The 12,842-nt window shown below is 39.2% G+C and carries 13 protein-coding genes and 4 tRNA genes; 4 read left to right on the forward strand and 13 right to left on the reverse strand.

The annotated features are described in order from the left end of the window. Positions 1–55: 55 nt before the first annotated feature. The 3 genes from AQ505_RS06045 to gloA2 are packed head-to-tail and all read left to right on the forward strand — an operon-like array spanning position 56 to position 1,898. Positions 56–487, forward strand: a complete 432-nt coding sequence (locus tag AQ505_RS06045; protein ID WP_062547355.1) for a DUF2147 domain-containing protein — start codon at positions 56–58, stop codon at positions 485–487. Then, positions 488–1,510 carry a WD40/YVTN/BNR-like repeat-containing protein gene (locus AQ505_RS06050; protein ID WP_062547356.1) on the forward strand — a complete coding sequence of 341 codons (1,023 nt, stop codon included), beginning with the start codon at positions 488–490 and terminating at the stop codon, positions 1,508–1,510. It begins immediately after the preceding gene. 4 nt (positions 1,511–1,514) lie between these two features. Beyond that, positions 1,515–1,898, forward strand: a complete 384-nt coding sequence (gene gloA2 / locus AQ505_RS06055; RefSeq protein ID WP_062547357.1) for an SMU1112c/YaeR family gloxylase I-like metalloprotein — start codon at positions 1,515–1,517, stop codon at positions 1,896–1,898. Positions 1,899–2,058: 160 nt separating this feature from the next. On the opposite strand, the gene AQ505_RS06060 is transcribed toward gloA2, so the two are convergent. The 11 genes from AQ505_RS06060 to AQ505_RS06105 all read right to left on the reverse strand — a co-directional run bounded on the left by AQ505_RS06060 (position 2,059) and on the right by AQ505_RS06105 (position 10,232). After that, a tRNA-Cys gene (locus tag AQ505_RS06060) sits at positions 2,059–2,129 on the reverse strand. Positions 2,130–2,232: 103 nt separating this feature from the next. After that, positions 2,233–2,547, reverse strand: coding sequence for an iron-sulfur cluster assembly protein (locus tag AQ505_RS06065; RefSeq protein WP_062547358.1), 315 nt, complete (start codon positions 2,545–2,547; stop codon positions 2,233–2,235). A 3-nt stretch (positions 2,548–2,550) separates the two neighbouring features. After that, positions 2,551–2,994 (reverse strand): SufE family protein, encoded by a 444-nt coding sequence (locus AQ505_RS06070; RefSeq protein WP_062547359.1) that lies wholly within the window; start codon positions 2,992–2,994, stop codon positions 2,551–2,553. Then, positions 2,994–4,301 (reverse strand): cysteine desulfurase, encoded by a 1,308-nt coding sequence (locus tag AQ505_RS06075; protein WP_082461432.1) that lies wholly within the window; start codon positions 4,299–4,301, stop codon positions 2,994–2,996. The genes AQ505_RS06070 and AQ505_RS06075 overlap by 1 nt, the downstream gene beginning before the upstream one ends. A 1-nt stretch (position 4,302) precedes the next feature. Then, positions 4,303–5,613, reverse strand: a complete 1,311-nt coding sequence (sufD, locus tag AQ505_RS06080) for a Fe-S cluster assembly protein SufD (RefSeq protein WP_062547360.1) — start codon at positions 5,611–5,613, stop codon at positions 4,303–4,305. Between the two features lie 80 nt (positions 5,614–5,693). Further along, a complete protein-coding gene (locus tag AQ505_RS27195) occupies positions 5,694–6,089 on the reverse strand; it encodes an ABC transporter ATP-binding protein (protein ID WP_335337992.1) in 396 nt (131 codons plus the stop codon). A 5-nt stretch (positions 6,090–6,094) separates the two neighbouring features. Continuing rightward, on the reverse strand, positions 6,095–6,460 hold the full coding sequence (locus AQ505_RS27200; RefSeq protein ID WP_335337993.1) for an ATP-binding cassette domain-containing protein: 366 nt from the start codon (positions 6,458–6,460) through the stop codon (positions 6,095–6,097). Positions 6,461–6,484: 24 nt separating this feature from the next. Next, positions 6,485–7,930 carry a Fe-S cluster assembly protein SufB gene (gene sufB, locus AQ505_RS06090; RefSeq protein ID WP_062547361.1) on the reverse strand — a complete coding sequence of 482 codons (1,446 nt, stop codon included), beginning with the start codon at positions 7,928–7,930 and terminating at the stop codon, positions 6,485–6,487. 286 nt (positions 7,931–8,216) lie between these two features. After that, a complete protein-coding gene (locus AQ505_RS06095) occupies positions 8,217–9,899 on the reverse strand; it encodes a PNGase F N-terminal domain-containing protein (RefSeq protein WP_062547362.1) in 1,683 nt (560 codons plus the stop codon). Positions 9,900–10,027: 128 nt separating this feature from the next. Then, positions 10,028–10,112: transfer RNA gene (locus tag AQ505_RS06100), tRNA-Leu, on the reverse strand. Between the two features lie 47 nt (positions 10,113–10,159). Further along, positions 10,160–10,232: transfer RNA gene (locus AQ505_RS06105), tRNA-Gly, on the reverse strand. Between the two features lie 541 nt (positions 10,233–10,773). On the opposite strand from AQ505_RS06105, the gene AQ505_RS06110 reads away from it, so the two are divergent. Next, the gene (locus AQ505_RS06110) at positions 10,774–11,022 is read left to right on the forward strand and encodes a hypothetical protein (protein ID WP_062547363.1); all 249 of its coding nucleotides are present in this window, start codon (positions 10,774–10,776) and stop codon (positions 11,020–11,022) included. 192 nt (positions 11,023–11,214) lie between these two features. On the opposite strand, the gene AQ505_RS06115 is transcribed toward AQ505_RS06110, so the two are convergent. Then, positions 11,215–11,287 (reverse strand) — tRNA-Gly (locus AQ505_RS06115). 135 nt (positions 11,288–11,422) lie between these two features. After that, a complete protein-coding gene (locus AQ505_RS06120) occupies positions 11,423–12,778 on the reverse strand; it encodes a hypothetical protein (protein WP_062547364.1) in 1,356 nt (451 codons plus the stop codon). Positions 12,779–12,842 lie beyond the last annotated feature (64 nt).

A 12,842-nucleotide genomic window follows, 5' to 3' on the forward strand; every position in this document is an offset into this window, starting at 1 on the left:
CTCTCAATAATCTAGGGGCTATTTAGTAACTTTAGATACATTTAAAATATGAAATATGAGATACATTTCGCTGTTACTTCTATTCACTGCAATTTCATTTTCCGGATTCTCTCAAACGAGCGATGCTATTTTGGGACAATGGGTTAATTCTTCCGGTGAAGCACACATTGAGATTTTTAAAAAGGGAAGTCAATTCTTTGGTAAAATCGTTTGGTTAAAGGAACCGAAAGATGAGAAAGGCAACCCTAAATTAGACGTGAAAAATCCTGCTGAAAACCTAAAATCCAGACCAATATTGGGCCTTGAAATGCTGAAGGGTTTTGCTTACGACAATGGTAAGTGGGTAGATGGGACTATCTATGACCCGAAAGTAGGAAAAACCTACAGCTGTAATATGAGCCTGAAAAGCAATGGGGATTTAAATGTTAGAGGTTATATCGGTTTCTCACTGATTGGTAGGACGGATGTTTGGAAAAGATTTAAATAGATGAGAGGACTTATTTTTTGTTTATTATTTTTTCCTCTATACTCATTTTCACAAACTTATGATCTGGTTCCAGTCACTTCAGGTGAGAATACCAGTCTGCGGGGAATGAGTATAGTTTCTGATCAGGTGGCCTGGGTAAGTGGTAGTAATGGCCATATTGGCAAAACGACCGACGGGGGTAAAACCTGGCAATGGATTAAACCTGAAGGTCGCGAAAAACTTGACTTTAGAGATATCGAAGCCTTTGATGCGGATAAAGCAATTGTGGTAAATGCAGGTTCTCCAGCCTATATTCTACAAACTAATGATGGTGGTAAAACTTGGTCTGAGCGGTATAAAAACCTGGATTCTGCCATATTTCTAGATGGAATGGGGTTTTGGAATGACCAGCGTGGGATCGTATTCGGTGACCCTATTAATAGTAAGATGCAATTGTTGAGGACAATTGATGGCGGCCTTTCCTGGAATGATATTTCTGAAAACCTTCAAGCCAAAATGGGATTAGGTGAAGCAGCATTTGCTGCCAGCGGAACCACAATTAAAACCCTCGGTAATGGGAAAGTCTGGATCGCTACCGGAGGTAAGGTGTCAAATATTTATTATTCCAGTAATTTTGGCTCTACCTGGCAAATTTTTGAATGTCCAATTCTTCAGGGAGAAAGTAGTACCGGCCCCTTCTCTATGGATTTTTATGATGATGACCATGGGGTAATTGTTGGGGGTGATTATCTAAAAGATAAGGAAAATGAGAACAATGTTTTACTGACCAGCAATGGCGGTAAAACCTGGATAAAACCAGCGAAACCAGTAGATGGCTATCGCTCTGGAGTTGCCTATATTACCGATAAAACACTGGTCGCTACTGGCAGTTCAGGGACAGATGTTTCTTCAGATGGCGGTAGAAATTGGTATAATATTTCTGTGGTAAGCATGAACGTGATTCAAAAATCAAAAAGCGGTAGCTTAATTCTGTTAGCAGGTAATAAAGGACAGATTTATCAGTTAACCATTACTACAAAGTAATTCTATGTTAAATAAAGTTCATCATGTTGCAATTATATGCAGCGATTATAATGTTTCTAAGAATTTTTATACGGATGTATTGGGGTTAACCATCATTCGTGAGGTGTATAGAGCAGAGAGAGCATCTTATAAATTGGATCTCGCGTTGAATGGGGAGTATGTAATAGAGCTTTTCTCTTTTCCAAATCCACCCGCTCGTCCTTCCAGACCGGAATCGGTAGGCTTAAGACATCTGGCTTTTCAAGTCGAGGATCTGGACAAAGTGATGACCAGGTTAAAAGAAAAAGGGGTAGAACCGGAGCCCATTAGAGTGGATGAGTTTACCGGTAAGCGATTTACTTTTATTGCAGATCCTGATTTATTACCTGTAGAGTTCTATGAGCAATAATATTTTTTAGGAGGCATACAATAATTGGATGATTTAATCGTCTTATTATGTGAGAGCGTTAATTTAGATGACGGGGATGTGGCTGGAAGCTATATCCCCGTTTCTTTTTTGCTTTTTTTATACAAATAAAAAAAGCCTGCCTAGAGGCAAGCTTTTAAAGACGTCATGGGCGGATTCGAACCGCCGTAAAAGGTTTTGCAGACCCATACCTAACCACTCGGCCACATGACTTTTTATAGTCTAAGACGCTGACAGCGGTAAATATAAATAAAGTATACTAAAATAGTAGTATTTATTTTAACTATTTTATTTCCCTGGTTTTTTAATAGAGCTGCTACATCATTCCCAATTCAAATCGGGCACTTTCCGACATCATATCCCTGTTCCATGGTGGGTCCCAGGTTACCACAACAGACACCTCATTTACTCCTTCAATATTTTTCACCTTTTCTTCCACTTCCAGTGGAATACTTTGTGCGGCAGGGCAGCCTGGTGCAGTGAGTGTCATCACGATTTGAACATTATTGAATGGAGCCATCACTGTTGTTTCATAAATAAGCCCTAATTCATAAATATTAACCGGTATCTCCGGGTCATATATGGTCTGCAAGCAGTCAATCACTTTTTGTTTCAATTCATCCTGATCCATGATTTATTTATTTTCAAGCTCTTCAATGGATTGAAAAGCCAATGCATAATTTTTCATTTGTTTGATCATTGCTAATAATCCGTTAGACCTGGTCTGCGCCAGATGGCTGAACATGCCGATTTCTTTGATAAATTCCAGCTTGGCCTCCAGAATGGCTTTAGGAGGCTGACCAGACAATACTTTGATCAACATGCTCACTAGACCTTTCACAATCATCGCATCACTATCTGCTTTAAAAAATACTTTCCCATCCTGGTAGGAAGCTATCAGCCATACGCTCGACTGACATCCTTTTATCTTATGATCGTTAGTTTTATAAGCTTCCTCTAATTCCGGTAATTGTTTTCCTAAATCAATCAGGTATTCGTATTTGTCCTCCCAGCTGTCAAACATGGAAAAATCGGAGATGATTTCTTTTTCTATTTCGGAGATGTTCTTTTGATTCATTAGGATAACATTTTAATAGCTTTATAAATTCCTGCAATAAGCCCATCTATTTCTTCTTTCGTATTATAAACTGCAAAAGAAGCCCTTACTGTGCCGGGAATACCAAATCGCTTCATCAATGGCTGAGTGCAATGGTGCCCGGTTCTGACGGCTATTCCCAGGTTGTCCAGTAGGATACCCATGTCTTGAGGGTGGGTGTTTTTGATGATGAATGAAACCAGGCTTACTTTTTCTTTTGCTTTTCCGATGAGTTTTAAACCCGGTATGTTTTCTAGCTGACCTGTTGCATAATGAAGTAATTCATGCTCATGTTTTCTGATTTGATCTTTTCCTATGCTTTTGATAAAGTCGAAAGCTGTTTTTAAAGCAATGGTATCGGCAATATTTGGTGTTCCGGCTTCATATTTATAGGGAAGGTCATTGTAGGTAGTCAGTTCAAAACTCACTTCTTTAATCATTTCACCACCACCTTGAAAAACAGGCATCGCTTCCAAAAGCTCCTGTTTTCCATAAAGCACTCCTATGCCAGTAGGAGCGTATAACTTATGTCCCGAAAAAGCGAAAAAATCACAGTCCAGATCTAGCACATCAATGTCCAGATGTACTGCGGATTGGGCACCATCTACCAATACTTTTGCCCCAAATTGATGCGCCATTGCAATCATTTCTTTTACAGGATTAACAGTTCCCAAAGCATTTGAGACATGTACAATGGCAACGATTTTTGTTTTTTCGCTGAGTAACTGCTGATATTGGTCCATAGAAAGGGTTCCATCATCCAATACAGGAATCACCTTTAAAACCGCATTTTTCTCCTGACATAGCATCTGCCAGGGTACAATATTAGAGTGATGTTCCATTCCTGAGATTAAAATTTCATCTCCGGCTTTGATATTTTGCCTGCCCCAGGTATAGGCAACCAGGTTGATTGCTTCAGTGGTTCCCCGGGTAAAAACTATTTCTTCTACCATTGCTGCCCCAATGAACTCCTGAACCGCATATCGACTCGCTTCATAAGCTAATGTAGCTTCTTCTGCCAACGTATGTATTCCGCGGTGGATATTGGCGTTATAGCGGCTGTAATAATCGCTTAGCGCATCTATGACAGCCTGAGGTTTTTGAGAAGTTGCCGCGTTATCAAAATAAATCAGATTTTTCTCATTCACCTTTCTACTTAGAATGGGGAATTGTGTTCTGATGGCTTGTACATCAAAAGAGACCTTTTTGTAATCAGCAATACTGGCTTGTTCGTCTGATTCAATGTGTTTGTCTATTGATAGAGAAGATTTGGAGGCTGGCGTTTTCATTTTATGAACTGGCTAAGTGAGCTAAAATTAATTGTTCAACATGCTTGCGTAAAGGTTCCAGTTTGATTTGATTTAAAATATCTGATGAAAAGGCCTGTAATAATAAGGACTCCGCGGATTTTAAAGGAATTCCCCTTGCTCTTAAATAGAACATCGCTTCTTCATCCAGCTGTCCAACGGTACAGCCATGAGAACACTTAACATCATCGGCAAAGATCTCCAGCTGCGGCTTGGCATTTATCGTGGCCAGGTCTGACAAAATGATATTTTTGCTGGATTGATAAGCATTGGTCTTTTGCGCATCCGGCTGTACAATGATTCTTCCACTGAAAATTCCGGTTGCAGTATCATTCGCTATTCCTTTGTAAAGCTGATTACTGAAGCAATTTGGCTGCTTATTGTCCACCAAAGTGTGATGGTCTACATGGCTTTTCCCTTTTAAAAGAGAAAGACCGTATAGGTGTGTTTCATTACCCGGAGAGTCTAAAATGAGGTTCAGGTTGTTACGGATCACTCCGCCATTCAGGGAAATCGTTAAGGATTGCACATAGCTTTTTCCAATTTGATGGATCTGTGTACTGCTCAGCTGTGCTGCATTTGGCCCGTCATTTTGAAGTTTATAATAAGCTAGAAATGCACGCTCTTCCAGGACAATTTCTATAACCTCATTACTAAAACTTTCCATGCTGCCTAGCGTCGTATAGGTTTCTACAAGCTGTAAATTAGAGTTTTCTGCCAAATAGACGAGGCTGCGTGGCTGGGAAATAATATTTTCTGTAGTGGCCTGAGTAATGTGGTGCAAATACAAAGGCAGCTCCAATTGCTGCCCCTTAGGAAGGTAAATGAAAACACCTTCTTGTATAAATGCAGTGTTTAGCGCATGAAGACCATCTTTCAGATATTTACTGCTGCTGCCTAAATGTTCTTTTACGATTTTTTGATAAGGTCCGGCAGCCGCTGTTTCCAATGGTAAAATGACCAGTTCTTTTTCAGAAGAACGGATCTTTGATAAGCCAGGCATAAATCGTCCATCAATAAAATAGAGCACATTGGCTTCATTTTGTCCAGGTAAATTAAGCGCTTCCAAGGCCGAATAACTAAGCTCTTCCTGGGAATTGTCTTTTGAAAACTGATAGTTCTTTTCAAATAAGCTGCTGATGTTCGTGTATTTCCATTCTTCCAGTTTAGACGTTGGTAATCCTGATCGATTAAAGTTCTCAAAAGCAGCTTTACTCAGTTCCTTTATGGTATCGGTAGAATCATCATCGGCTAAACCTTCAAATTGATCTTTAAAATAAGCGATGTTGGTCATTATCTTTTCTTTTTAAGGAGATCCTTTTAAGGAGAGCTCATTGTTTTTAAGGAGAATCCATTGTTTTTAAAAAGGATCGCTTATGCTTTTGCAGCTAAATCTGTTTCATCAGTAATGAAATCGTATCCTCTTTCTTCCAGTTCCATGGCGAGTTCTTTACTACCTGATTTAACAATTCGGCCATTGTAAAGTACATGTACATAGTCTGGCTGGATATAATCCAGGAGTCGCTGGTAATGGGTGATCAATAGTATCGCACGGTGTTCGTTTCTCAATTGATTGATGCCATTGGCCACAATACGCAAGGCATCAATGTCGAGTCCGGAATCTGTTTCATCTAGGATGGCAAGTTGGGGCTCCAGCATGGCCATCTGAAATATCTCATTACGTTTCTTTTCTCCTCCAGAAAAGCCTTCATTAATGGAACGGCTGAGTAAAGATTGATCAATTTCTACCAAAGCCATTTTTTCTTTCATGGTCTTCAAAAAGCGAGGGCATCCAGGGGTTCCTGTCCATGATACTTGCGCTTTTCATTGACTGCGGCTTTAATAAAATTTGTTGTGCTCAGTCCTGGGATTTCAACAGGATATTGCAGGGCCAGAAATAAGCCCTCCCTAGCACGGTCTTCAATAGATAAATCCAATAGATTTTTATCTAAAAAGGTAATGCTGCCTTCGGTCACTTCATATTCTTCTCTTCCTGCAAGTACAGAGGCTAGTGTGCTTTTTCCGGAGCCATTTGGCCCCATAATCGCATGGACTTCTCCGGCTTTGATGTCCAGATTGATACCCTTCAGGATCTCTTTGCCCTCAATATTTGCGTGTATATTTTTAATAGATAACATCATATTTGAAATTTTAAGGATTTGAAATTAGCCTACGCTACCTTCCATGCTGATGGCGAGTAATTTTTGAGCTTCAATAGCAAATTCCATTGGTAATTGATTCATCACTTCTTTAGCAAAACCGTTTACGATCAGTGCGACCGCGGCTTCTGCGTCAATGCCCCTTTGACGACAATAGAAAAGTTGGTCTTCTCCAATTTTAGAAGTCGTCGCTTCATGCTCGATAATGGCGGTTTTATTTTTTACTTCTATATAAGGAAAAGTATGTGCACCACATTTATCACCTAATAAAAGGGAGTCACATTGCGAGTAATTGCGGGCATTAATGGCGCCTTTCGCTGTACGAACCAGTCCGCGGTAACTATTCTGACTTTGTCCGGCAGAAATTCCTTTGGCCACAATTCTACTTCTCGTATGTTTTCCAAGATGTATCATTTTAGTCCCCGTATCTGCTTGCTGGTGGTGATTGGTAAAGGCTACTGAATAGAATTCACCAATAGAATAGTCTCCTTTGAGGATCACACTTGGATATTTCCAGGTGATAGCCGAACCGGTTTCTACCTGTGTCCAGGAGATTTTAGCATAGTCTCCCTGGCAAATACCGCGTTTAGTCACAAAATTATAAATTCCTCCATTCCCTTCCTTATCACCAGGATACCAGTTTTGAACCGTAGAATATTTAATTTCTGCCTTTTCCATCGCAATCAGTTCTACCACTGCGGCATGTAATTGATTTTCATCTCTCATTGGTGCAGTACAACCTTCCAGGTAGCTCACATAGCTTCCTTCTTCTGCAATGATCAATGTTCTTTCAAATTGACCAGAGTTTTCGGCATTGATTCTGAAATAAGTAGAGAGTTCCATTGGGCATCGTACTCCTTTTGGAATATAACAGAAAGATCCATCCGTAAAAACTGCAGCATTTAGGGCAGCGAAGTAATTGTCGGTCATTGGCACTACCGAGCCCAGGTATTTCTTTACCAGTTCCGGATGTTTTTGAATGGCTTCACTGATGGAACAAAAGATGACCCCAATTTCGGACAACTGTTCTTTAAAAGAGGTCGCAATCGATACACTGTCCATCACCACATCAACTGCTACTCCTGTAAGCCTCTTTTGTTCATTCAAGGAAATGCCTAGTTTTTCAAAAGTTTTTAGGAGTTCCGGATCAACTTCATCCAGACTGTTGAGCTGCTCTTTTTGTTTAGGTGCCGCATAATAAATAATATCCTGATAATTAATTGGCGGGTGTTTGATATTGGCCCAGTTGGGCTCAGCCAGTTTTAACCAATAAGCATAGGCTTTAAGTCGCCAGGCAAGCATCCAGTCCGGCTCGTTTTTTTTCTTAGAAATGAGTGTAATCACCCCCTCATTTAATCCTTTTGGGAGGGTATCTGTATCTATTTTTGTAACAAAGCCGTACTTGTAATCATTTAGTGCGGATTGCTCCAACATATCCAAATCTTCATTCATGATATTGGTGTTTTATATGGTGCTCACAATAACTGTACCCTATAAAGATACGGCTAAACGCTGGCGCATACAAAAAATCAAAAACAGCTAAATGTAAGATTTATAGTGTGTTCTGTGGTTAAATAGAGTAGGAGAGTCCATTTTTATGCCTGGAATCGAAGCTTGGATTTCCTGTAAAAGTAAAAAGCCTGATTACAAAATTGCAATGCCCTGATAAAGCGTATAACTTTTTAGGAACATTGACAATCTTATGATCAAGCTTCTTTTTTAGGTGGTAATTTATAGCTTATTCCTGATCAGCAATTAATACACCGGAAACATTCCAGGAGCTGAAGCTGGTGCCTTCAGGTTTTCCAAGAGGAATTGCAACTTGCAGGGTATGTTTTCCCGGACTTAAGTTCTCCAATGGGATTTCTACAGGAAGGGTTAGTGTTCCAGGGCACCAGTTTGAACGACTTAAATCTGAAGAAGAAAGACCATTTCCGAAATTACCAGAAGAAGGGTTGCTGAAACGGTACGTTGCACAATCTTCTCTCCAGGGAATAAAGTGATAAACCCTTTTCCCATCTACAAAAAGTTCATTCAGTTTCGGAACAAATTCATCGCCTTTACCCCAGCCGCCATGGCCGGTTGTGAGGTACCTTAAACGAAGGTTTTTCAAGCCTTGCGGTACATCAATTGTGACTGTTAAGGAATCTTTTTCGAACATAGTTCCGTATTCTTGTCCAGCCATCTCCATTAGGTTGGTGGTATTAAATACAGGCATGAGGTAAGATTTTTTTTCTTTCTCTTTTTCGCCCTCGTATCCTGGATAATAATTTAGATTCAAACTCACCGTGTGTCCACCTTTATCGTAGTTTCCGATAAACACACCAATCCAAACTTCGCCTTGCAATTTTGGTGCAAGCAGGGTAATGTCTTGTTTGTAAATGACAGAATCTGCCCAGTTGTATCCTTTGATTTTTGCCTGTTCATTGAAATGTTTTACCCCAAAGGAGGTGAAGAAACGCATCAGTTCCAGCGGTGGTAGATAATTATCTGTCGCAATTACCCCTTGATATTTTTTGCCATTACGGGCACTGTACACTGGTAAAGTCTTTAAGCCATTTTGCAAAGCATCCAGGAAAGAAATAGACTTATCTACCGGAATCATAAATACGGAACCTGTTCTGTCATAAGCATCACCATTAGAATTTTGGATCAGTTCAGCAAAAACGGATTGCCCCGCTTTTACGGTTGGAAGTTTTACTTTTTTAAGAATTACCGTACCGCCAGAAAAATGATAAGTGGCATTCAACTGATCAGCTGCAGGGTTCTCTATTTTATTTCCAAAACTGATCTTTTCCTTATTGAAGATACTGATCGTTTGGTAACGACTTTCAATCATTTGACGCTGATAAGCGGCTTCGTCAAGCAGACTGCCCCATTGTTTTGGCCAGGCAAGTTCCTCGGCTTTTACTTTGCGGTAATCCATCTTTTTCGCGTAAGTTTCTGTATTGCCATTGCGGATGGTTTTTAAAATAAGACCAAGTCCCGGTGCAATAGTCAGGTCGGGCGTTCCCTTAATTTTCAAGTCGTTTGTGTACCATATTTCAATGGTATTGGAACGGATAAACACCTTTGCTTTTTTGCAGGGGATACCCATGATGGTATCTATACCTGCAATTAGTTCTGCCGATACATATTCAGAGAACGGTTTTTTTAAGGTGTATAGATTTCCGTTGCTATTCAGTACCTGATAGGTAGCTGCTTCCGAAAATTGCAGAAATTGTTCTTGTTTTGCCTGGCGTTCCTGACCGGAGATTCTGGCTTGACTTCCTTTGATAAAAAGTTTTTTTTCTCCGCCAACTTCTTTGCCGTTACTGCGGGAACCATAAGTGATGACTGCTTCTGTGGCTTGTGTGTTTTTTTGTGCGAATAAAGCAGTGCTGATGAATAGCATTGCGATGCTAAATAAATGGGTCTTCATAGGCGATAAAGCTAAGAATTATTCTGGTAGGGGATAGAATCACCCTTCTGAAATTTCTATTGATTCGCCGCAGGTATTTAAAATTTTAGTCAAAAAAAAGCCTCTTTACGGGCTGTAAAGAGGCAATGTACTCAGAGCGGGAATCGAACCCGCACGACTTTTAAGGTCACAGGATTTTAAGTCCTGCGTGTCTACCAGTTCCACCATCTGAGCAGGTATTAACCTTTTAAATTAAATCCCTTCTATCTGGAAGGGATTAGAGCGAAAGACGAGATTCGAACTCGCGACCCCGACCTTGGCAAGGTCGTGCTCTACCAACTGAGCTACTTTCGCGTTGATGACGATACGAAGATAGGTATTGTTTTGACTTTTTTATACTCCTCAGGGAAGATTTCACCGAATACACTGGATTTCAAGTAGAAAAAAATAATTTATTTTTTCTTGCCCTCTATTTTTAACTTAATATATCCAGTTTAAACCCATAAAACAGCCATTGTACTTCGTAAATGAGCTTGTGTTTTTTAAAGAAAAGCATTATTGTCCCTAAATTTCGGTCATAGCGACAAAAACGCAACAGAAATTCTATTCCTCAGCAATCAATTTTATGCTTTCATAGGATCAATTATATAGTTTCAGTCTAATGGGTTTAAAATAAATTATATATTAGTAAAACTAACGCAGCCCAGATAAAAACTATCTGGATAAAATGAATAAGTACAGAAACGCGATCATCTAAATGAAATACTTAGAAATGTGTATGTATTTCACTTAAATAGTTCCTATTATTTTTATTCCATAAAGGGAAATAAGAATATTATGATAGTGCCAGTCGGAAGTATAAATAGTATTGAATTGATAAATAATAAAAGACTAAATGATGAAAAAGAAAATAACTGAAATGAATAATGAAGAGCTCATTTTAAATGAAAAAATAGCTAAGACGGCTGCGTTTACTTTTATAGGAATTTTAATCATTTCCTTGGTAGTCATCGTTTCCTTAATGTTCAACAAGGGGTTTACTGCATTAATCGTGACGCCTATCGCATTACTTCCTATATTGATTCTTCTCCTGAATAACTGGAATGAAACTAAAAAAGAAATAAAGTCCAGGAATTTATCATAAGACTTCCCTGCTGAGTTCAAAATAGCTACTCAGCTTTCAAAGATCCAGGCGAATAGGTGTTTCATCCTGTTAAGAATAGAAGGGCAGCGCTGGTTTCTGCGCTTTCTTTGCGCTGAGAAAGAAGATTTAGGGATGATTTGCCGAATAATTTCTGGCTGAAAATAAAAAAGCCTTCCAATGGAAGGCTTTTTGAGCGAAAGACGAGATTCGAACTCGCGACCCCGACCTTGGCAAGGTCGTGCTCTACCAACTGAGCTACTTTCGCTGTTAACGTGCCACGAAGATATGGATAGTTTTTATTTTTCTGCAAACTCTTTTTAATATTTCATCGAAGCGACTGGATTTCAAGGATTAAAATTTTAATTGCAGTCTTCCCAGCATAACTCAACTGAGTTTTTTGTTATTTTTCTGCAGTTCTAAAGGCAATCAGATAGGCAGCAATCGGAGTTAAATTCGTGTTCATAAACCGCTCTGTCAGGAGCAATTCGTATTCCTTACCGGGTAAAAGATCCACATCAATAGTGATAGACCTACCATCTTCAGAGAATCCAACCACATTTTTTACACGTAACAGCTTGTCGACACCAGCTGATGGTCCTACATCAAATCCTCTACTTTTTTTATTCATTGGGGCAGAGAATTCAATGGTGAGTTGTTTGATAGAGGGATCTACATCCTGGCTGTGATTTTTGAGCTGTTTAATGCCAACAACCTTTGGAATCTGGCTGTCGTACTCATTTTTCAAGCTTTTTACTGATTTAAAAAAATATCCGGATTGATCTACAAAATTTGCCAATTTGGTGCTGTCATTGTAGTCTAGTTCTATCATCTCTTTTATAGCTTGTTTTTTATTCTTAGCTTTTTCATAATATTTTTCACAAATGGCATAGCCAATATAATACCCTAAATCTCGTTGCCCAAATTGATTTACTGCATTAGTATATAGCCAAAATCCAGTTGAGGGGTTAAACATTTGTAAAGAAAATGCGGCTTTAATTTTTTCCTCATTGGCTATTCCTTTTTCATCTTTAGTTTTAGCATAGGCTAAAGCGGGTAATGTAGAAGGTTTTCCTGTAGCTTTTACCGCTACATATTCGGCAGCACCTTCAAGTGTAGCTTGGCCCAGAAGATAATTTGCTTCAGTAGTTTTCTGTTGTGTATGGACGTATTCATGAACGTTTAGAAATCCGAGGTCATGTATTGGATTGGTGTTAAAATGAGTTTTTAGGTGCTGGTAGTTACTGGGGAATTCTTTGGTTTCGGTATACTGATCTGCCATGGAAATCTCCGCACCGATCAGAACCATTCCGTTCAATGTGGTTCCTCCGGTTTTTAGTGCGCCAATAGTAAAGTAAATATTTGCAGGGTTTAATTCCGGATACAATTTCTTCATTTTAAGCACATCCATTTCAATCATTTTAGCAATGCCCTTTGCTTTGAGTGTGTTTTTTCTGATAGAATTCCAAAATAGGGGATAGTTGTTTATGGCGTCAATGTATGATTTAGCGGTATAGTTGTTCACCTCTATAATGGCTTTTAGTCCTGGTGACCCCTTTTTAATGAATAGCAGATTTAAATAACGGTATTGTGCAATACTATCTTTGGTGCTGGTCACTTTATCATAAGCTGTCCAAAAATTATCAATATCATAAGTCAGCACCTTACCGGTATTTTTTTGTGCAACCAGCTTTAAGGAGAAAACCAGATTTGTGAAAAGCAGCAGGAGAGCTAAGGGGATAGTGCGAGAGATTTTCATATCCTAAAGGACGGATATTTTTTTGAAAGGTTTCAATTTTTAGGGTAAAAAAAAACCTCTCTAC

The sequence above is a fragment of the Pedobacter sp. PACM 27299 genome, from assembly GCF_001412655.1.
In the GTDB taxonomy this organism is placed as follows: Bacteria; Bacteroidota; Bacteroidia; order Sphingobacteriales; family Sphingobacteriaceae; genus Pedobacter.